Source organism: Acidithrix ferrooxidans (genome assembly GCF_000949295.1).
Lineage (GTDB): Bacteria > Actinomycetota > Acidimicrobiia > Acidimicrobiales > Acidimicrobiaceae > Acidithrix > Acidithrix ferrooxidans.
Window position 1 is genome coordinate 1 of sequence record NZ_JXYS01000087.1, and the last position, 22,295, is coordinate 22,295.

16 protein-coding genes and 1 pseudogene are annotated in these 22,295 nt (G+C 47.3%); 5 read left to right on the forward strand and 12 right to left on the reverse strand.

Features of this window, described 5'->3' with window-relative positions:
* Positions 1–827 (forward strand): annotated as a pseudogene (locus tag AXFE_RS19455) (IS1595-like element ISAxf1 family transposase); the annotation flags it as partial.
* Between the two features lie 714 nt (positions 828–1,541).
* On the opposite strand, the gene AXFE_RS13435 reads toward AXFE_RS19455, so the two are convergent.
* The 4 genes from AXFE_RS13435 to AXFE_RS13450 form a co-directional block, all read right to left on the reverse strand.
* On the reverse strand, positions 1,542–2,678 hold the full coding sequence (locus tag AXFE_RS13435) for a hypothetical protein (protein ID WP_052606472.1): 1,137 nt from the start codon (positions 2,676–2,678) through the stop codon (positions 1,542–1,544).
* Positions 2,679–2,798: 120 nt separating this feature from the next.
* On the reverse strand, positions 2,799–4,586 hold the full coding sequence (locus tag AXFE_RS13440; RefSeq protein WP_052606473.1) for an SCO family protein: 1,788 nt from the start codon (positions 4,584–4,586) through the stop codon (positions 2,799–2,801).
* 195 nt (positions 4,587–4,781) lie between these two features.
* Positions 4,782–6,179 (reverse strand): glucose-6-phosphate dehydrogenase, encoded by a 1,398-nt coding sequence (zwf, locus tag AXFE_RS13445; protein WP_052606474.1) that lies wholly within the window; start codon positions 6,177–6,179, stop codon positions 4,782–4,784.
* A gap of 295 nt (positions 6,180–6,474) precedes the next feature.
* Positions 6,475–7,137: a hypothetical protein gene (locus tag AXFE_RS13450; protein ID WP_052606475.1), complete on the reverse strand. Its 663-nt coding sequence runs from the start codon at positions 7,135–7,137 to the stop codon at positions 6,475–6,477.
* A 913-nt stretch (positions 7,138–8,050) separates the two neighbouring features.
* On the opposite strand from AXFE_RS13450, the gene AXFE_RS13455 reads away from it, so the two are divergent.
* From AXFE_RS13455 to AXFE_RS13470, 4 genes are all read left to right on the forward strand, one after another.
* Positions 8,051–10,453 (forward strand): ATP-binding cassette domain-containing protein, encoded by a 2,403-nt coding sequence (locus tag AXFE_RS13455; protein ID WP_052606476.1) that lies wholly within the window; start codon positions 8,051–8,053, stop codon positions 10,451–10,453.
* Between the two features lie 334 nt (positions 10,454–10,787).
* Positions 10,788–11,423, forward strand: coding sequence for an RDD family protein (locus AXFE_RS13460; RefSeq protein ID WP_052606477.1), 636 nt, complete (start codon positions 10,788–10,790; stop codon positions 11,421–11,423).
* Positions 11,424–11,807: 384 nt separating this feature from the next.
* Positions 11,808–12,305 carry a phosphate-starvation-inducible PsiE family protein gene (locus AXFE_RS13465; RefSeq protein ID WP_052606478.1) on the forward strand — a complete coding sequence of 166 codons (498 nt, stop codon included), beginning with the start codon at positions 11,808–11,810 and terminating at the stop codon, positions 12,303–12,305.
* 169 nt (positions 12,306–12,474) lie between these two features.
* On the forward strand, positions 12,475–13,236 hold the full coding sequence (locus AXFE_RS13470; protein WP_052606479.1) for a class II aldolase/adducin family protein: 762 nt from the start codon (positions 12,475–12,477) through the stop codon (positions 13,234–13,236).
* A gap of 605 nt (positions 13,237–13,841) precedes the next feature.
* Here the strand turns inward: AXFE_RS13470 and gcvPB are convergent.
* From gcvPB to gcvH, 8 genes are all read right to left on the reverse strand, one after another.
* A complete protein-coding gene (gene gcvPB, locus AXFE_RS13475) occupies positions 13,842–15,311 on the reverse strand; it encodes an aminomethyl-transferring glycine dehydrogenase subunit GcvPB (protein ID WP_052606495.1) in 1,470 nt (489 codons plus the stop codon).
* A 53-nt stretch (positions 15,312–15,364) separates the two neighbouring features.
* Positions 15,365–16,711, reverse strand: coding sequence for an aminomethyl-transferring glycine dehydrogenase subunit GcvPA (gcvPA, locus tag AXFE_RS13480; RefSeq protein ID WP_052606480.1), 1,347 nt, complete (start codon positions 16,709–16,711; stop codon positions 15,365–15,367).
* Between the two features lie 62 nt (positions 16,712–16,773).
* Positions 16,774–17,826: a glycine cleavage system aminomethyltransferase GcvT gene (gene gcvT / locus AXFE_RS13485; RefSeq protein ID WP_082058756.1), complete on the reverse strand. Its 1,053-nt coding sequence runs from the start codon at positions 17,824–17,826 to the stop codon at positions 16,774–16,776.
* Positions 17,827–18,127: 301 nt separating this feature from the next.
* Positions 18,128–18,643 (reverse strand): MerR family transcriptional regulator, encoded by a 516-nt coding sequence (locus AXFE_RS13490; RefSeq protein ID WP_082058757.1) that lies wholly within the window; start codon positions 18,641–18,643, stop codon positions 18,128–18,130.
* Positions 18,644–18,963: 320 nt separating this feature from the next.
* Positions 18,964–19,473 carry a bifunctional nuclease family protein gene (locus AXFE_RS13495; RefSeq protein ID WP_052606482.1) on the reverse strand — a complete coding sequence of 170 codons (510 nt, stop codon included), beginning with the start codon at positions 19,471–19,473 and terminating at the stop codon, positions 18,964–18,966.
* Positions 19,474–19,556: 83 nt separating this feature from the next.
* Positions 19,557–21,251 (reverse strand): MerR family transcriptional regulator, encoded by a 1,695-nt coding sequence (locus tag AXFE_RS13500; protein ID WP_052606483.1) that lies wholly within the window; start codon positions 21,249–21,251, stop codon positions 19,557–19,559.
* Between the two features lies 1 nt (position 21,252).
* Positions 21,253–21,654: an FHA domain-containing protein gene (locus tag AXFE_RS13505; protein WP_052606484.1), complete on the reverse strand. Its 402-nt coding sequence runs from the start codon at positions 21,652–21,654 to the stop codon at positions 21,253–21,255.
* A 153-nt stretch (positions 21,655–21,807) separates the two neighbouring features.
* Positions 21,808–22,185, reverse strand: coding sequence for a glycine cleavage system protein GcvH (gene gcvH / locus AXFE_RS13510; protein ID WP_052606497.1), 378 nt, complete (start codon positions 22,183–22,185; stop codon positions 21,808–21,810).
* Positions 22,186–22,295: the final 110 nt, after the last annotated feature.

A 22,295-nucleotide genomic window follows, 5' to 3' on the forward strand; every position in this document is an offset into this window, starting at 1 on the left:
ACCTTAATCAGGCCAAACCATCGAAGAAATTGCAGCATCTCGAGCTCCACTTTTTCAATGTAAATCTTGTCACCGTCAAACTAGCGTTACCTCCGGAACCATCTTCCATCGAAGCCATATCTCTTTATCCAAGTGGTTCTCCGCTATCTATCTATTGTCCAACGACAAGCGTGGTCTTTCGGCTACTACCATTGCTAAATTCGTTCAAGTATCTTATTCGACTGGCTGGTTGATGCTAAATAAGCTACGAAAAGCAATGACTGACCGAAATGGTTTATATAAACTTGGAGGAAACGTCCAGGTAGATGAGTTCTTTTTAGGTGGTGAGAGCCATGGCGAAGGCTAAAGAGGAAAGGGAACAAAACAAACCAATGTCCTAATTGGAGTGTCGATTAGCAATGGTGCTCCTACTCATTGCTTCATGGAAGTAATCAAAGATACCACTGCTAAATCACCCAAAGATGTTTTTGTGAGACGTTTAGATTCTAATACCAAGCTGATAAGTGATGGTAACCCAAGTTACGGGGTATGTGCTGAAAGACCTTGGACTAGCGCATTCGATCACTCTATCCAAAGACGAACAAGCACATGTAACATTCAAATGGCTCAACATCCTGATAGGGAACTGCAAGAAATTTATCGACGGAACATACCACGGACGTGAGGAACATAAGCAACTTTACCTCGAGGAATTCGCATACCGATTCAACCGAAGGCACTTTGAAATGTCCTTGGTAGAGCGACTTCTCAATACATGTGTGTTTGCGTCTCCACATCCGCTACTCCGCGAATCTGATTCCAAAATGGCTCTTGCTTACGAAACTTGATAAGTATGATTCGAATCCATAAAGCTGGAATTATGGCTGCTATTGAGCCCCCTAGCTTGAAAAGGGTGTCTCCAATGGAAGGCTTGAGGGTCTAAACAATATATTAGATCCGCCATTGCTAGATGCTATGGTCTTCACTCTGCAAAATCAACACTTGGCTTGGTGATGCTTTCATGCGGTCCGATTGATCTCAAGCTCCCCTACGAAAGGGTTGCTTGATCCACATCTATGTTAGGAGAGCCCAATTTTATTTAAGGATCCAGGGGCAATTGCGATCTTATCTATCGCAACTTATCGTTACACATGGAGACTTGGTGCGAGACGAGTCTTGGTTCATATGGATCATTTACCCTAGTTCCCAGCATTGCCCTGACTCACACGAAGGGCGACGTTATTCCAATTCCCAGATAGTCATAGATCCGTTAGTGGGATAGATACTATAGTGGGTATTATTGAGATCTCAAGTTAGTTATTGATTGTCACCCCAGGAGTCGTTAGATAGGTCGCCGCCTACCTGTATTGTCCAAAGCCAAAGGCCCAATCTGAATTAGAAGCTAACTTTTCACCCTTAAATCCGAAGTCCTGGCAAAATAGGTCTCTAGCAGCGACATAGAAGCAACTATAGAACGAATCTAAGGCCGTACCTCGCAATGTTGCACCTCAGCCTCAAAGGAATCTAATTCCCCAACAAGGATCGAACCCAATAAAACAGATCTAGCCTGGATTCGCCACGAGAGTCAGAGAACCTCCCGACTTCCAACTAGATCCGCCATCGCTCGTTAAAAATGAAACGACATTACCGCCGACGCTGGCTAAAATGACGCCACTTTTAATACTTGAAAACGATACCGCTTCGATCGCTCCACCTACGCCCTTTGTGAATACGGGCGAGAGCCATGCACCTTTAGCCGCACCATAGATATGCAATAGCGAGGCGCCGCCTAAAATCGAGTCCATTAAATAGATATCACCAGAAGGGTTACCCCCAACGATTGGAAGGCCCTGGCTCTCTATCGCCTTTGAGACTCCAGAGCTTGAAACTACTACAGTTTGATAGATATTGGCTTTCTCGAAAGTAACTGCCACCTCAAAGCCATTGCCGCCAAAGCCCATGGGAACATATGAGGCGACGATACGACCAAGGTTGCTTGAAAAGGTTGAGATCTCAGTCCAGCTTGCACCGGAATTGGAAGTCTGCCAGATCCCCATAATCCCTTTATTCGTTACCTGGGGATCGATTAGCGCGACTCCCTTTGATGGATTATTGACGTCAAAGCCGATCGCCGAGGCCGACTCTTCGCTAGAGCGTGTTGGACTCTGAGCAACCACCTGGTTCTTTCCCCCCAAATAGCGCACTATCTGACTCGATTTGCCGCCTCCCACTAGCACAAATAGATTATGGACAGAAAAAGCCATCGGCTGTCGAACGCTCAGAATCGGCCTAGAAGAAAATATAGGAGGCAACAATCCACCTCTTTGAACCTCAAAGACTACTGAATTCTTCTGGTCTTGATAGGGGAAAAAAGCCCACGCACTGTCTCCTGAGGAAGACTGCGCATAGGCAATGCCGTGGCGTGGTGAGATATTCGTTGGTATCTTCAAAGTCCACAACTTCCCTAAATTATTCGAGAAAAAGCTGGACCAATAGGGGGAAGTATAGGTCGTCGCCATCCAGGAGTTCGCCCCACCCGAAAGGTTCCACAGGTTTAGATAACCAAAGGTTGGGAGTGTGGTCGTGGAAGTTACGCTCGTGACGGTGTATGGAGAAGGAGCGCAAGAGCTAAGCAGCACCGCCCCAAGGGCTAAGGGAGTTACCGCTTTTAGGAAATGCTTAATGCTAAAAAACCGCACTCGGAATGACCTTTCCCTGGTTTTTAAGGGTGGTATGGGGTAGTCCTTCGTATTGGAAGATTGCCAAACTAGATAATCGGTCTCGAGGATATGGAAAGGGCGAAATCGGTGCAAAAATCATCACGGATGCAATACTCCAAGAGTCGCTGAGATAAAGTTCTCATAGGATTTGACTAGAGATGCTTGTGAACTTCCACTGTCTTCCATAAAACCAACCTCTCTACCGTTACCATCGATAAAGTAAATCAATTGGGGATTGGCAACTCGCCCTATCGGAGCTTGTGCGGGTGATGCCGAATATTGCTTCCAGAGGGCATAGAGATCAGAAAGAGGCCCCGTCACGAAGTAGAGATTTCTAACCGAGCCAAGACCATTCTCGTTCAAAAATTGATCTATCGAAGCAGCCGAGGTGAACGAGGGGTTGATATCGATCAAAAGAATCGCGACATTTTTACCCGCCGATCCTAGAGATGAAAGACTATTGAGCATCTCCTTAACCATCGTCGCAGAGACGTTCCAAGCAACCGGATCCACAAACGAAGCAACCACTACCTTGTTGGCAAAAGTTCCCATTGTAACTTGAGAACCATTTTGATCCACCAGTGAAAAGTTAGGCGCGCTTTTATTGGTCGCTACGAGGCCCCCTCCATCTGCCACCGCTCCGTAATAACTCGCGCTTGCGGCAGCCGAGGGCAAAAGAGCCATAATGGGTACTATGGCGACCAATGCACCTATTAGTCCGGCAGTGATTCCAAATCCTCTTGGATCTCGCCGATACTCCTCCTCGATCACGACCACTCGCCTTGAGGGGACTAGAGCATCACCACTGATCACTATCAACCCAATAGTCAAAACGATTAGTGGCAAGGGAGAATTTGGATCCACCGCATATGGCACAAAGATTCCAAAGGCCATTCCGACCCACCACGCAACCAAGGTTATTGCAATCGATCCGAAGGCAAAACCCTTGTTCTCCTTGGCAAAGGCAATACCAAGGCCGACCAAGACCATAGAAACGATAAAAATCAAATTCCAAAGCGAGGCAGATGAACTGGTCGCAGTCGCCATGAAAGCCATTGGGCCACTTATGAAGCTTGGTAGTGCTAAATTGGCATCCACCCGAAAGATCCCTGAAAGGCCCGATGCGCTCCAAAAGCCTTCAGATGGGAGCGCTTGGACCAGTGCCATCAAGAACCAAAAAAGGCCAAAAGTCAACCGAGCCCAGCGTTGAACGGTTCCATCGCGAAACCGTGAAGAGGGCACAAGCAGGAGAACTCCGCCCAAAAGATACAGAAGACCGCCGCCTGGCGCGCCTGAAAAAAATGAGGCTCCGTTGGTTGCCAGCATTCCGAATCCTTCAACAAAGATCCAGGTTATGGCTCCCATTGATATAGCAAGCCATCCGACCACTTTACGAAGGGGGCCTCTGGATGCAAAGAGCATCAAAATCCCAATCGATGCCTCTAGCCAAAACTTGGCAACGCTAGCTCCCACTGGATCAAAACGCCAAAGATAAAGTCCCGCTCTCATCACCCACGAAATTGGCGAAGGTTGATTCACCAGCGCCGGTGAGATGTAGTCACTTATCATATTGGCTGGAGCGTTCGCTCTATTTGACATGATCGCATCGACAATCCATAAGATTCCGAATGATACTCTGATAAAGGCCACGCCTTTAGATTCGATCTCACCATCTCCGCCGGAGGGTTCCAAAAGGAGGACTCGACGCAAAGTAGTCATTATGCGACCAAAGGGTCTTCCCGCCATAAGAGTCCTATTAGAGGAGGCGAGATAGATCAAAAGATAGCAAATTAGGGCAACGATTACGATTATCCCGCCAAATACCGCGAGCCGTTGAATTACCGCACTAGAAGTATTGGCAGAAAGTGCCTCACCCGGCAAATTCATAGTCAAATACTCCCCAACTACAAAAGACGTCCCACAACTCGACCGCTCCAACTTCTGCGATCGATAAATTTCACTTCAAAAGATGATAAACGCTACTTTATGCTTTACTGCAAAAAAACATCGGCGACCAGCATATACTAGTCGCCGATAAATAAATAGTAATTAGGACGTTGAGTCATTGTCGAATGATCTAAATCATCCCCACATTGACCATCCGCCTAGATTTTCAACAAGCCTGAATGAACTCTCTGGGCCGTTGGATCCTCGATAATAGATCTGACACTCAGGTGGATCGGTGATTATAGGCTCAACGATTCGCCACGCCTCAATAACTGCATCCTGGCGCGCGAAGCGGGAGAGATCACCCCTTATTGCGTCGTGCAAAAGTATTTCATAGGCTTCAGAGTTTCCGGCCGACGCCTCTGGATCGGCTACTTCGAGATCAACTGGCATTGGGATCAGGTCCGACCCAGGCTGCTTCACATGGAGCCGAAGCGTGATTCTTTCACTTGGCTTGAGCTCAAAGCGCAACTCATTCGGCAACATCGACTTGGAGGAGAGCTCACCAAAAAGGCGCGAAGGTGGTTCTTTGAAACGAACTACCGCCTCTGTAGTAGTGGTATTTAGATATTTACCGGTTCGAATCAAAAACGGAACCCCAGCCCAGCGCCAGTTGTCGATCACAGTTCGCATTGCAACAAAGGTCTCCGTATGAGACATTGGGTCAACGCCAACCTCATTACGATATCCTTCGTATTGGCCTCTAACAAAGTCATCGCGAGATGGAACCCTCATCGCCTTGAGGACCTTCAGCTTCTCATCACGCAGAGCGTCTGGATCCGATGATGCCGGTGGCTCTAGCGCCAACAGTGCGACCAATTGCAGAAGGTGGTTTTGAACCACGTCGCGAGTTGCACCGATGCGATCGTAAAAACTCCCGCGATTTTCTATGCCAAAGTCCTCAGCCATCGTAATCTGCACACTGGAGATAAAGTTTCGGTTCCAAATTGGCTCTAAAATCGAGTTCGCAAAACGGAAGACCAATAAGTTTTGAACTGGTTCCTTGCCAAGAAAGTGATCAATTCGATAGATCGAGTCCTCACTAAAGTGGCGATGCAGATGGGTATTTAGATCAATCGCTGACTCGGTATCGCGTCCGAATGGCTTTTCGATTACTAATCGAGCAGATCGAGTTATGCCTTGGGCTGCAAGACCGTCGACCACGATCTCAAACATATCAGGAGGTACCGCCAGATAAAAGATTGGACGGTGATTTCGACCCAGCTTTTGCTCTAACTTTTGATAGATCGATGGATCTAAATAGTTTCCAGATACATAAGAAAGAGTTGAGCACATCTCATCTAGCACATCCATCTCGATATCTTCGCCCGCGAGCTTTATTGAAGATATCGCATAATCTCTAAATTCACCATCGGTCCACTCGGTTGCTGCAACGCCGATAACTTGAGCTGGAAGAAGCCCATTTCGAGCAAGTCGATAACAAGCTGGTAGTAGTTTCTTTTGGGCGAGATCACCCGAAGCTCCAAAAAGCACTAAGGCGTCTGATTTGGCTCGCTTTTTCTTACTCATCATCTCTTCAACAAACCACCTAACCCGCAATTCCTACGGCTCGTAACTTAAATTTATTATCAGGATCCCATAACGACGCTTGCTCAAACAATGGATATACAAAGGGGCACCCTACTGCCGCTCCTCCTATTTCCGCACTAATTCCGCATCGTTCGGCTCCTTAGCCATTATCTATAGTGATCGCGCTTCAGAATGGACTTCATTAGCACCAAAATCATTCGAGGTGGCCACTTCCTTTACGGTCATGGAGCTCAAAAAGAAGCCGATTTCAATCAAATCCTTTGACCGAAAAGGTAAATCAAGCCTCGACACTAGAACCACCGGCCATCAAATCTCGACCAAATCTCGGCTTTGAATCGACGTTTCGAAAAAGAGACTTAACCAGTGACGGATCCATTTCAAAGTCACTATTGGATAATTCATAGGCTGCGCCTTGGTAAAGCTTCAATATCTCCGCATTCATAGCCTCTAAAGTATCTCTGGCGTAGTGACCCGCACCAGCCTTTGTAGAGAGATGAACGACATTGCCCTCATTCGAAATAGCGTCAAGCAAGGGAAAAACCATCTCAAAATAGTCGTCAAATCCAGATACAAAAATTTGCGAACTTCTCTCGGATAAATCACCATCTATCCAAAAGTCCATATAGCCGACTAGCAAATCATAAAAAGAGCTGGCGTTTCTCTTTGACTGCTGGTGATCCGATTGGGTCGCATCCAAGACTAGGTCACCAGCTGCTAATATGGCGAGCATTCCATGGATAAAGTCACCAGGAAGTTCGCATTCCGGATCTGTTACAAAAATGATTCTGGGCACCGGCAATTGTTCGACGAAATCATGGAGACTTTCACCTCCGTCACCGCCCACTGAACCACGATGGGTCAGAACTTCATTCCCCAAGTGGCAAAGTCTGCCACTTAGTTGATCATGCAACAAACCTTGACCAATCAAACCAATCTTCATATAATCTCGAAATCCTCGTGCAAGAACACTTCTGATCGATCCGAGACAGAATTACCTCTCGACCGACAATTACCATGGTACGCAATCAAAAGTCTAAACCGATAGGGCGATGTTGCGAATCTTCCGACACAGGGTATCGACGATTGCCTAATTCCTAGTAACACCTACAACCCTTAAGGCTACTTGATCAAAGTTGGATATAGATAGTAAGGTTTGATCATTAGCGCCCATCACGACTAAACAACCATAGTCGATACGCACAAAGAAATAGAGGTCGCGATGGCCAATTCCGGAGGCCTCAAGCCGCCAAAAAGCCAACGCCAGCAGTTTCGACCTATAAGTGCCCTTTTGAGTTGCAAAAGCCCGAGCTTACATCGGCGATAGGCCGACAATTCAGATCACCTGTGCTCGCGCGCCCCACGACGCAGTTAAAGGCTGCCAATTCCTTGACCGATAGTGGTCAGAGACCTAAACGGTGCCAGAGTCCAAATCGTATCCGTCCGCCCGAAGTGCCTCCTCCACTGTTTTGAGTCATTATTCATTGACATCCAAATCACTAGCTAGATGTCCGAGCCTTGCCACGTGCTGTGGTTTCTCCCATGAGACAACCAACAGCTCCAACTATTACTTGATTGTTCGCATCTATGTCTCCGATCCTGTTTTGGGTCATTAGATGGAGACCTGCCAATCACTTAATATGAGTACTCTCGAAATGAATGTGCAGATAGCAAGGCCAAAATATTGGATTTACCCTACGGACGAAAGCCTGCCTTGGTGCTCATTCAAAACTGCGCAAATTTCAAAGACAACTACGACTCAAACAATTTACATAACAGCAAAAGTCATTTGAATTTCATTATTTAGCTTTCTGCGCACAACCCGAACCAAGCTAGCCAAGCGATAGTATTCAAATATGACGAACGAAACTTCTCACCAGGTTGCTCTTTCAGATAGCCATGACTTCATCACGGTGATCGGCGCACACGAAAACAACTTGAAAGGAATTGACGTAACAATCCCAAAACGGCGTCTCACTGTCTTTACTGGAGTATCCGGCTCCGGGAAAAGCTCATTGGTCTTTTCCACAATAGCCGCCGAATCCCAGCGTCTGATAAACGAAACCTATAGCGCATTTGTACAGGGATTCATGCCCACGATGACTCGACCTGATGTCGATCTCCTTGAAGGATTGACGACCGCCATCATAGTGGATCAACAACGGCTCGGGGGAGATCCTAGGTCTACCGTTGGAACGCAAACCGATTCAAACGCATTGCTTCGGATTCTCTTTTCAAGGTTTGGCAAACCCTACTATGGCTCCCCTAACGCCTTTTCGTTTAACGTTCCATCAGTAAGGGCCAGCGGATCTATTACCGTAGAGAAGGGTAACGCAAGAGCCGTTAAGACCACCTTTCAAAGACTGGGCGGAATGTGTTCAAAGTGCGAGGGGAGAGGAACCGTCTCTGACCTAGATCTGAGTGAACTATACGATGAAAATAAATCACTAAACCAAGGTGCTATCAAAGTACCTGGCTATGGACCTGACAGCTTTTGGACGCTCAAACCATTTACCGACTCCGGCTTTTTAGACCCTGACAAAGCAATAAATCAATATTCCAAAAAAGAACTGCACGACTTTTTATATCACGAACCAGTTCGAATAAAGGTAAACAATGTCAATGTCACTTACGAGGGACTGATCCCAAAGATCCAAAAATCAATGCTCTCCAAGGATCAAGAGGGGCTGCAACCTCATATCAAAACATTTATAGAGAGAGTTGCGACATTTTCTATCTGCAACGAATGCGATGGTACGCGACTCAACGAAGGAGCTCGATCGTCAAAAATTAACGGCCTTTCGATTGCGGATGTATGTGCAATGCAAGTCAGCGATCTCAATTCATGGATCAAAGGAATCGATGAACCTTCAGCTGCCCCCCTTTGCGATTCCCTAAGCAAAACCTTTGCCGCATTTGTAGAAATTGGCCTCGGATACCTGACATTAAATCGCCCCACTAGCTCACTCTCTGGCGGCGAAGCCCAACGAACCAAGATGATCGGCCATTTAGGTTCTTCACTGACCGATGTAACTTACATCTTCGATGAACCAACTATTGGACTTCACCCCCACGACATCGAGAGGGTGAACCAACTGCTTCTGCGACTTAGGGATAAGGGAAATACCGTCTTGGTCGTCGAACACAAACCCGAAATGATAGAGATCGCGGATCATGTCATCGACTTAGGTCCAGGCGCAGGTAGTGAAGGTGGCCGCGTTTGCTTCAGCGGAAGCGTCAACGACCTAATTCTAAGTGACACTCTTACAGCCAAGCACTTTGGCTACCGCGCTTGCCTAAAGCCACATATCCGCAGCTTCATCCAAAAGCTGGAAATTCGTGGTGCCAATAGCCACAATCTCAAGAGCGTTGACGTCGATATTCCGCTTGGTATTTTGGTGGTCGTAACCGGAGTAGCTGGTTCAGGCAAGAGCTCGCTACTCGCTGGGTCAGTAGCAAAAATGGATCAAGTTGTCTATATTGACCAAAGCCCGATCAAAGGATCCCGTCGCAGCAATCCCGCAACCTACACCGGCCTTCTCGAACCAATAAGAAAAGCGTTCGCAAAGGCAAATGGCCTAAAGCCCGCGCTCTTTAGTTCCAACTCAGAGGGGGCTTGCCCCAATTGCAATGGAGCTGGAGTCATATATAGTGATTTGGCGATCATGGCTGGAGCATCCGTTGTCTGTGACGAGTGCGATGGAAAAAGATTTTTGCAATCAGTTCTTGAATACAAGCTCGGGGGCAAGGATATTTCAGAGGTCTTATCGATGTCCGCAAATGAAGTTCGCGACTATTTTGGAAGCCTGCAAACAAAGATCCCGCTCGCAGAGCAAACTGTCACAAGATTGATAGAGGTAGGACTTGGCTACATTCGAATTGGTCAGCCTTTGACAAGTCTCTCTGGTGGTGAGCGTCAACGACTAAAGCTCGCAACGCAGATGGCAGAGGAAGGCGATATCTACATACTCGACGAACCAACTACGGGCCTTCACCTAGCTGACATCGAAAAATTGCTCCATCTTCTTGACCGCCTGGTCGACGGCGGTAAGAGTGTTATTGTCATAGAACACCACCAAGCAGTAATGGCTCATGCCGATTGGATAATCGATCTAGGTCCCGGTGCGGGACACAACGGCGGCGAGGTGGTCTTCAACGGACCGCCCTCGCAGTTGGTTGAAGAAAAATCCACTCTGACGGGAAAATACCTAGCAAAATATCTCGAAAAAAAAAGACTAAGTAACTTCAACGATGCATAACCTTGACACTTCCAGAGGCAAATTAGCTTCAATATACCCCAGCAGGAACCTAGCCATGGTTGGCTTCTAGGACTCTCCAACATTGGCTTTAACGACTCTATCAGAATTCAATTGAGCTTCTCGCTAACTTCACCGTGATGCAAAACTGGCTTCCAAAGGGGTCCTATTCCTCACAATGATTGCTAATCACAACGAGAACGCTGACATTATGGATAAGAAAACTGACCCTAATGAAAAGCATTACAAAATCCCTTATCGATCAAGTTCGAACCTCGGATAAGATAGAGGAAAAGGCTGTGTTTTTGCGGTATCAAAAAACGGGAAGGATTTAGTCGTGCTAGAGAATGAGGATTTCTTTCGAACGACACCTCGATCCAATCAAATCAATAACTATTCAAATGACCCAAACGACCGATCGACGAGGAGAGGCCGAAGGAGCTCTTTCTCCGCAGAAACCAACAATGCGTACGGAGGCTTCAATCCTTATATAGCCGGATCAGTTGAACCCGCGAGCTTCTTTCGTCGTTTAGGCGCCACCTTGGTAGATTCACTTTTGGCCGGCATAGTCGCAGGAGTTGGATATTACATCTCCTATAACATAATTTCGACCAACTCTAACGCGTCCGTGGCACAGCTCACCTTTTCTGCCGTAGCGTTAAACCTTATTTTTACAACGATTTATCAGATCTTTTTAATCGGCAAATTTGGTCGAACACTCGGTGACGTCGTTACCCGTACCCGCATCGTAAACCAAGATATGCAAATACCTGGTTACGTAGCCGCAACAAAGCGCTTGGCAGTCACCCTAGTGGTGCAACTTTTAGCAGCACTGTCACTTTCAACCTTCGGACTCGTTATTACATTTGTCGACGATCTTTGGATGCTATCTGACAAGAACCGACAGACAATACACGACAAAATCGCTGGTACTTATGTTATTGTCGACCCAGCCCCTCGACGCGCTCAATAATTAGAAACTGTTTGGCCAAACATCGATTAACTCACCTTCTAATAACAAGTATGCCAACGAAAAAGTATTAGCGGGGAGGTAAATTCGCATAGATGCGTCTTTCATCTTTATCCCCTTTAAACGCTAATCGAGAAAGCCCTAGCATTACGGCGTCTACAATCCATTCTTTGGAATTCACTCGTTCACTCCCCCATTGCATACCCATACGTGAGGTAACATCCTCCCCGCCCTTACGGACTGCGTATTCTGGCGATATTTGATAAACGAAATGCTATGTCCAAAAAGATCGCTCAAATGGTTGAGGAGAAACTCACCCCTTCGTGTCATTAATTGCCATTCCAAGGGAATTTGAAGAGGACCACGAACGATACAGGGTAACTCGACGTGTATCGTGTCGTCATGCCCCTTTTAAAAGAGACCGGATATGTCAAAAAAATAATTGAACAGGTTGAAAAAGTATTGTATCTTCTGGTAGGTACACTACTTGTGATAATGGCTTTGGCCGTCTTCGTGCAATCAGCAGCCGATCTCTCAAAATTGACGTTTTCAACTTTTGTAAACTCACAGATCGCAAAACTCCTAAACGATGCCCTCTTTACCATTATCATCCTTGAGCTACTCTCAACTGTGGTTTCACACCTTTTCCGGGGAGGATTTCAGCTAAAGGCATTTTTGGTAATTGGGATAATTTCATCGGTACGACGCGTTCTCGTTATAGGAGCGCAATTATCCACGACCTCCACAATTACTAATTCATCCTTTAATCGTGGAATCATTGAGCTTGGAGTCGACGCGGGCGTAGTTCTCCTTCTTTCTGTTGCACTCGCCATCAATCGAAAGTATTCAACCGACAAAGAGAAAAAATCTGACGCTGTCCACTAGTACAAATTAAAGCTCAATTAATCTTGCTTGCTTCATCGAGCGCTGACAATGTTATGCGTGGCGAGCAACAATGAAATCACAACCAACAAAATAGCCAATCTCCAAAAACATTAGCTGAGAATGATCTATCATTGAAACAAGAATGCTATTTCGTTGATTTGGGGAACACATGGCTAATCTCACCTTTCCATCAAGACCACGTTTTGATTCATTCGAGGACGAACGCCTCTATCGAAAACAACGACTCGCCGCTGGCTTTAGATTGTTTGCCAAGATGGGCTTTGATGAGGGCGTCGCTGGCCATATAACAGCGAGAGACCCTGAACGAAAAGACTGCTTTTGGGTAAATCCATTTGGTATGGACTTCTCTATGGTCCGAGTCTCGGATCTAATTCTGGTCAACGACGAAGGAGAAGTCGTAGAAGGTACATGGCCAGTCAATGCAGCCGCCTTTGCGATTCACTCACAGGTCCACAAAGCACGGCCAGACGTTGTGGCAGCCGCTCACGCCCACTCCATTCATGGCAAAGCATTTTCAACCCTTGGCACTCTCTTAGACCCAATCACACAGGATGCCTGTGCCTTCTACGGCGACCATAGTCTCTTCGATGACTATTGCGGCGTTGTCTTAGAAGCTGAAGAGGGGCGCAGAATCGCATCTACTCTTGGGTCGTCAAAGGCTGTAATCCTTAGGAATCACGGCCTCCTTACAGTTGGACAAAGTGTTGACGAGGCTGTCTTTTGGTTTATCACCATGGATCGATCTGCCCAAACCCAATTACTTGCACAAGCAAGTGGAACCCCTATACTTATCGACCACGAGATGGCGAAGCTCACATCAACCCAAGTAGGTACCAATGTCGCTGGGTGGTTTAGCTTTCAACCGCTCTACGAACGAATAGTTCGCGAACAGCCCGACCTCCTCGAATAGATCATCATCGACCCGATCCGAAGTCGATAATCAACCAAAGAATCTTTGCACTTGGGTGCTCAAACCCATGATCTTCCGATAGTTACTGCCATACCCTTGGCCCAATTCTGTCCTTGATTCGACCTACCAACAAAAAGGTGATCTAACCACAAGATCACATCGAACAACAAAAAGGTGGAAGTGGTGGCCCAACCAATCGGACTCCCTACCATCTTAAAAATAGGAACCGCAAATAGCCAGGTCAAAGTGGCACAGGGCGATTTTCAATGCATCGTTGATATCACAAACCAGACAAACTGCCTAGTCGAAGAACCTGCCTAGCAAAAAATTTACGTCAATTCATTTAGCCAACTAGTGACGTACTCGCCGCAAAGATCGAAGACCCGAGGAGATTCAAGAGATCAATGACCAGTTCTCTCCAATGGCACTGCTTGGTCGTAGTTCGCTCCTTGGGTAAGTCATTGACTCCGAAGATATAAATCGCACGAAAGTAACTTGATGACTCTCAAATTGAAAAAGTCTTTAGAGAAAACCATAGATTCCAGATCCCACTAAATAAAGCCCCAACGGCCAAGACAAATCAAGGTGCGCAAGGGCTTTTATCTTCATTTTGAATGGGCATCTACAGTTGTTATCAAGGTACGCGCAGCGCGGGCCTCGTCAACTCGGGTCACCGGGGTTCGCCTAGGGCCTCCTGCCATTTTTGATGCTGCATCTTCATCGAGTGCATCTTTGGCAAGCTCGATCAATGCCTCAGCCATCGCATCAAGAGTCTGTCTCGACTCCGTCTCGGTTGGTTCAATCATCAAAGCTTCATCTACAATGAGTGGAAAATAGACAGTCGGAGCATGAAACCCCTTGTCCAGAAGGCCCTTAGCTATGTCAAGTGCTCGAATTCCAAAGCTCTTTTTTAGAGCCGCAGTCGATACAACAAACTCGTGCATACAAGTAGCCTCGTAAGCCGGGGGATAATAGCTGGAGATCATGGCCTTTAGGTAGTTAGCGTTCAAAACTGCTATCTGAGACATCTGTCGAAGTCCCTCGCCGCCTAAAGCCTTCATGAAGGCTAAAGCACGAGCGTAAACTACGGCATTTCCATAGAAAGAGTGAACCCGCCCAATGGATTTACTCGGAGTGGTCCACTTTATACCGTCATGACCACGGACAGGATATGGACCCGGTAGAAAGTCAAGCAACTTCTCGGCCACCGCTACAGGGCCAGAACCCGGACCACCACCACCATGTGGTGTAGCAAAGGTCTTGTGCAAGTTGGAGTGGACTATATCAAAGCCCATATCGCCAGGGCGTGCGATTCCTACGATCGCATTGAGATTGGCTCCATCGTAATAGAGAAGGCCGTCCACGTCGTGGATCGCCTTTGCGATCTCTGCGATATCTTCTTCAAAAAGACCAACAGTATTGGGATTGGTCAGCATGATACCTGCGACATCATCGCCGACCAAGCTCTTCAATAGCTCTAAATCGACTAATCCCTTTTCATTTGAGGGAACTGTCACCACTGAATAACCCGCCAACGAGACCGATGCCGGATTAGTCCCGTGCGCAGAGTCAGGGATCAATATCTTAGTCTTATGATTTCCTCGATCTAAATGATACGCCTTCATCATCAAAAGGCCAGTAAGCTCGCCTTGTGCACCCGCAGCAGGTGACAAAGTTGCTCCAGCCATTCCAGTTATCTCTTTGAGGTAGCTTTCTATCTCAAGCGCAATTTCGAGCCACCCCTGAGAATGAGAAGAAGGAAGGTGGGGGTGCACCCCTGAAATACCCGACATTCCAGCAACTGTATCTGCGAGCTTCGGGTTGTACTTCATAGTACAAGAACCCAATGGGTATGCACCTAGGTCAACAGAGTACTGTCGATGCGTCAATCGAGTAAAATGACCCACTAGATCTCGCTCAGATACCTCGGGCAGAGCTACAGGTTCACTCCTAAGATAGGCGAGCGGAAGGTGGTCGCTAGCGTCCACAGATTCTATACCGCTATCTCTTATTGCACCACATCGGCGACCCGAAACCGATATCTCAAAGATGGTAGGTTCGCTATCTCCACCCATTAACGGAATCGAAGATGCTCGACCTCCGCTGGCAGCTCCATAAACTTCCTTTGTCATCTAATCACCTCTACTAGTGCTCCAACGTAGCGATCTATCTCGGTCCGAGTCCGCTTCTCCGTCAGAGCGATCAAAAGGTCGCCCTCAAAATTATCGATTGCCAAAGATCCTTCAAGTGCCACACCGGCCAAAAATCCCAATGGATGCATCTCGTCTATTACTGTTGATGCGCGCTTTTTGAGTCTCACTGGGAACTCTCTAAAGCTTGGCAGCCTCGTCTCAATGGTGGTGAGACCCTCGCTAACAAGGCGCCGCTCGAGATAGACACGCGAACTCAAGCAGCTCCTTCCTACGTCTAAGAATCCCGATTTACCCAACCATGTAAGTTGGATTGCCGCCCATATCGCCATCAAAGTCTGATTGGTGCAAACATTCGACGAAGCCTTCTCTCGTCGAATATCCTGCTCGCGAGCGCGCAATGTTGTAACGTAGGCTCGCTTGCCATTCATATCGAGAGTCTCACCTACAAGGCGCCCCGGCAAAAATCGTACAAGCTCGTTGGAGACGGAAAATAATCCAAGGTAGGGCCCGCCAAAGGAGAGAGGGATGCCAAGCGGTTGCCCTTCTGCAATCGCGATATCTGCGCCATAGCTTCCAGGCGACCTAAGAAGTGAGATCGCAATCGGATCATAAGCCACAACCATTAGAGCTCCCGCTGAGCTAGCAAGGCCACGTACCGCCTCAAGGTCCTCTACAAAACCCAGAAAATTGGGGTAACCAACTACAAAAAGAGCAACTCCGTCAAGGTTGGTGGGCCAAATAGTAGCGCCATCGGGGCCAATAGGGGCGATCTCAATCTCGTGGCCAGGACCTTTAGCAAAGGTCTCTGCAACTTCGCGCCAATTGGGATTAATGCCCCCTGAGATAACCACTCTCGAACGTTTGGTCTTAACGCAACCCAGGTTGATCGCTTCAACCAAGGCGGAAGCTCCATCGTAAAGTGAAGCGTTCGAAATTCCAAGACCTGAGATCCGACTTACCATGCTCTGGAACTCAAACAATCCCTGCAAAACACCCTGTGCCACCTCGGGCTGATACGGTGTATAAGCAGTTACGAATTCACTCCTTGAGCCAATAGAGGAGGTAACTGAGGCTATATCGTGATCATAAGAACCGCCTCCAGCAAAGCAGACCAGGTCTCGGTTGGATGGATGATTCATCGCCGCGTAATCGGCCATGACATCTATTACCTCAAACTCCGACAGAGCTTTCGGCAATTGCAAATCCCGCCTTAGTGCTACTGCATCTGGAATAGATGCATATAACTGGTCAAATGAGTCTAGGCCCAAAAAGGTGAGCATTGAATCAATCTCAGCTTGAGTATGAGGAGTGAAACTCGACAAGGAATGCCTTTCTTTGGAAAAATAATATCTTTGAATCGTCTAATTGCGCGACAAGGCCTTATCTATTTGACCTTGGCTACAAATGGAAGCGGGCATATCTCGCCTTGAATCACTCGATCACCAGAGTGAAGCTCGACCGCATCACCGAGACTTTGATTCACTGGTGCAAAACACATTGCGATTCCGACCTCTAAAATCGGAGAATAATTTCCCGAAGTTGACTTCCCAACTACTTCGCCCTTGAAGATCAGATCCATTCCATCGCGCATTGGTTGGCGACTTTTGCCCTTTACTCCAACTAATTTACGATGAATGCCTCGCTGCGACTCGGCCACCAAGGCGTCACGCCCTATAAAATCGCCCTTAGTCAAAGAGACTGCCCAACCGAGATTAGCTTGAAATGGAGTAATACCTCTCCCCAGTTCATGGCCGTGAAGCGGTAGGCCCGCCTCCAACCTAAGAGTGTCTCTAGCCCCAAGACCAGCCGGCACAACACCGACCTCTAGCAACTCATCAAAGATCTCAAGAGCGATCTCGTTTGGGACCGCTAGTTCAATACCGTCTTCGCCGGTATATCCAGTTCCAGCTACTAATACGTCATAGCCCTTATAGGAGAGTTCCTCTACCCTAAAACGCGGCACACGAGCACCCTCAGGAAAAAAACGCCCGAGAAAAATCCTTGCTTTTGGTCCTTGAACTGCTAATACGCTTCGGTCGGCGGTCACGTCTTGCCCGCCGATGGAATTTATAACCGAGCTTGTATTAGAGGCATTAGGCATCACGTCAAACCTATTCTCGCTCACCCACCAGACTATAATGTCGTCTACAACAGACCCTTCGACATCGAGATGATGTGTGTATTGAGCCCGCCCAGGATTTATCTTGGCTAGATCGTTTGTAAAGGAACGCTGAAGAATCTCTAAGCTATCCTTACCTGCCAAGCGAACCGTGCCGAGATGCGAAACGTCAAAGACAACAGCACCGCGCCGACACGCAAGATGTTCTGCGACAGTACCAGTTTTATAGGAGAGCGGCATCTCCCAACCAACAAATGGTACCATCTTGGCGCCTAGTTCCCGATGCCTATTGTTTAGAAATGTAGTTTTAAAATCCACCTTATGAACCTTAGCTCATTCGACACTTCTTTATGGTTGCTAACGATACGGGCGAGCAAGAATAAGCTACAACCGGAGGTTTCAAGGTTGTTAAATACGCCAAATGACACCGTTTTCAGACAAAGGGTATCCTAAACGAAAGCACGACCTACCCAATAAATCCCAGGTCTCTCTTCTAAGGTTGCTGACCATAGTTCCATGGATCGTCGCGATATGGCCGCCATCACTGCGAACCCGTCTAAATCAGGAAATAAGGCCTATCATAAGTGAAGCTATTCTTAGGGAATCGCCAAAAAAGAGATTAACGAACATCCTTTAGATCCATCATCGCACCCACAGGTACCGTGGTGTCGTCTAGGTCTGGAAGTTCGTCACTCAACGATGGACGAGGATCTATCGAGACTATATCCGCGTCAACCTCGTTACGTATATCACCAAAGGCCATTACCATTCCAAAGACCATCTGATTTCCACGCAGCAAGTCGACCAAATTCTCACCGTCTTGAGCAAAGACTGATTTGGAACCACTGACAACGAGAACAGGGGCACTTGCGCCGGAAAGGTCCGAGATCGACTCCAGCGACGCTAGAGCGTTTCGAACGCCTTGAAGCGAAAGACCGTTATCGATCAATTTCTTGATCATCTTCAACTTTAAAAGATCGTCATAGGAATACAGTCGTTGGCTGCCACTGCCGTGGGCATCAGCTATCGAAGGTCTAATTAAGTCCGTTCGCGCCCAATAGTCAAGTTGGCGGTAACTAATCCCTACGATCTTTGAAGCCAAATGGCCACTGTAACTTTTTAGTGGTGTAGTCATGGACAACTAGATCGACCTTTGTTATTGACTGAACTCGTATCAGCCTACTTTATCATCGTAATCTATCGAGATAACCTTAACATCTTTCGAACCCAACTTTATGGTCAACATGAACGACAATCTCAGTTCTCTAACCGAATAAATATCCCAAACTAAAGATTCCTAAAGTCATATTCGTTCAGTATCTAACTTGAGAGGCGAGTTAAAATCTTTCGATATAAAGACTTAAATCGCCGGGCACTTGGTGATGAAATCAACAAGAGATCAGATCCCGGATTCTTAGGCTAACCAAATCTATGAGACAGCCAGTTGCCTAGAGCCTAGGCAAAATCATCTGGATTGATATTGTCGAGAAATTCACGAAACTCATCCAAAACAGCGGGGTCTTCATTTGGACTCTCGACGATTTCGTCATAGACCTCCTCATCTTGAACCACTACACCCTCTTTGGCGATCAACTCATCATTTACAAAGAGAGGAGCGCTGACCCTTATCGCGAGAGCGACCGCATCAGATGGTCGGGCAGAGACAACGAAGTTACCACTACCTGAAGTGAGATGAATATCGGCGTAGTAAGTCGAATCGCGCAGATCAACGACTACTACACGATCAATCGACGCACCTAGAGCACGAACCATATCCACAGCAAGATCATGCGTTAGAGGCCTAGGGGCCTCATAACCACGTTGAGCCATTGCAATAGCCGTCGCCTCAGGGCCACCAATAAAAATCGGTAGGCTACGATGTGGCTCCTGAACCTCACGAAGAAGTATCAAAGGAGTATTAGATCTAAGGTCGACCCGCACAGAAGATAACTCGACTTCTATCATGACACACAGCCTAGACCCACCGTCGGTCAAATAAATTTCCAAATTGAAAAATTAACTCTTTGGCTACAAATTAGCCCTCAAAGTCAACGTTGCTGATCACCCAAAAGTTGAGCTATGAGGTCACCTAGGAGAATGGATCGAAATCGGTCCACATTCTCTTCAAGGATCTTTGCGGTCTCCTTAGCACGGCGCTTGGAGCGAGCGTTGCTGCCACCTAGCGCAGTTGCAATAATCTGTTCAAACATTCCATATTCTTTTTCAACCGAGACCCGAATCGACTTCAGATGACGTGGTCCAAAGCCCAGCTGGGAAAGACTCTTGCACAATTTGACTAGCTCGACACTGCGTCTTGGATATATCAGCGATCCCTGGTGACGACGACCTTTTACAATTCCAAATGCATCTAACTCTGTCAGAAAGACCTCTGTCACCCCTGCCTCACGTGTCAACCCTTTGAGTGTCAAAAATCCTTCAGGAACGTCCTGCGCTGCTGGATTCAGCGCTCCGACTATCGCCTTAGCGGAATTGGTCCGAGGGACTCTATGTCGAGGAGTTTTACCAATTGGCTCACCCTGTAGAGCGTTGTCTTGAACCTTTGCCAGGGGCCTGCCAATTTGAATATCTGGAACCTTAGGCTCTGCCTGCTGGCTAAGATCTGGGTTCGACTCGACTACCTCCCTCGAAGGATTCGAAAAGTTAGTCGTTGCCTCCCTGGGACCGACCGGACGAGGAGTTCTGCGCCTTTTGGTCGAAGAGACATGAGAATCGCCAGAAGCCAAAATAGCACTAGGCATAACTGGTTCAACAGAGGTAGCCTCTAGCGAACCATCACCTATCAAATTGGGCGATTGGCTAAGTTGTGGATCATTTGCGACAGCGGCGATCTCTCCATCGGACTCGGGTGATTCATCCGCTCCAACCGATTCAATAGGACCATTTGGCTCTTTTTGTGCTTTGTCTACTACAAAATCACTCGAAGTTGCAACAGATAGATCAATCTCGAAGGGCTCAGGAAAATCTTCTGCTTTGAAGGATGGCTTTGGCGAATCATCGATTTGCCTCGATCGCTTCCGAAGCGGCTTTTTCAACTCGCCGCCCTTAGCCACAGAGTCGCCGACCAATGGCTCAACACCGGGTGTCAAAGAGGAAGGAGTTGGAGAGCTAGGGCTATCAAGTGGCACCAGATCTGACAAATTCAGTTTGGATGGAATGTCGCTGCGAGTTAATTTATTAATGTCTCGCAGAAATTCCGCATCTAACGTGGAATCCTCTTTGTCGCAGGGCAACTCTAGTAACTCCGAGCGCTTTGTATGGGGTCTAGAGCCACTCCTATATGCTACGACTCGTCCAACTGCGGGATTTTCAACCTCAAGGTCCTCAGAGCGAGTTGAAGTAGAACCCTCAGTAGCTGGGCTTATACCTTCAATCTCAAATGCTTTTTCGTTTTCCAGACCCAACAACGGTTGGTCGTTGCGGGTCGCACGGTCCGCCTTGGTTCTTCGTCCACCGACACTTCGTTCCAGCTGATCTAATCCAAATTGTTCACGGATTACGCGCAGCGGAAGGTACTGGTCTCGTTGGAGACGCAAGATTGAAGCCAAACGCTCAATATCTTTTGCTACAAACTTCCGAAAACCTGATGTCGTCCGCTCAGGTGCAATCAACCCCTGCGACTCGAGAAATCGAATCTTTGACATTGATATATCTGGAAATTCTTTTTGTAAAAGAGTTAGCGTTTCGCCTATCGATAGCGGTAGTTCCGGATCCTCTGCCCCCACTCTAATCCTTTGTGACAATTAGAAAGAGCAACTTGTATTTTCCAATCTGGACTTCATCGCCGCTCTTTAATACTTCAAAGTCCGAACGCTTATGATTAACATAGGTCCCATTTAGAGAGCCCACGTCGCTAATCGTATACTCGTCGCCTTCTCTCACTATTTCCGCATGGCGCCGAGATACAGTTACGTCATCCAAAAAGATATCACTAGCGGGATGCCTTCCAAGAGAAGTTCGGTCTTTTTCTAAATTAAACGAAGTACCAGCACTTGGACCGCCCTGCACGATAGTCAAAGCGCTTCCATTTTTGGCACCTTCAATAAGACTGGCAATCAGATCATCGCCCAATTCGTAAACCGGCTCGACCGAAGCAAGGGTGCCAGTCACCTCGTCGCTGTGATGCATTGCATCACCACAAGAAGAGCAATAATTAGCTCCCGCTTGATTCAAATGGCCACAACTACGACAAATAGACAAACCGTCAAACCTCTTGAACTTTTATCGCCGATACTCAAAGACCGACACCCACTCTTACGCCGTCAGATTCGCGCACAAGCTCTAATGTGCCGTTAGCTCATCATAGTCAGTTGAACTCATTGTCTCGAGATCGCTCTCATCGCCAAATTCAATAATGGCAATCCAGCCATCTTCGTAGGGGGATGAGTTTACCAGTTCCGGTGAGCTAACGAGTGACTCATTTACTTGAACGATATTTCCGCTCAGAGGCGAGTAGATATCAGAGACCGATTTGGTCGACTCTACCTCCGAAAATGAATCTCCCTTGGTCACAGCAACTCCCACCTCTGGGAGTTTCACAAAGACGACGTCACCTAAGGCGTCCTGTGCAAAATCGGTAATACCAATCTTGACTCGATTACCATCTACGAGTGCCCACTCGTGATCTTTGGTATAGCTTCTATCATTGGGATTGATCATATGAGACAACTTAGCTTTCAAAAAGGCCGAAACACTCCTAAAAATCGGACAATTCATCTTAGAATCTATTGAAAGTTCTTGAAGCCACAAAAGCTCACCTTCGCATAGAT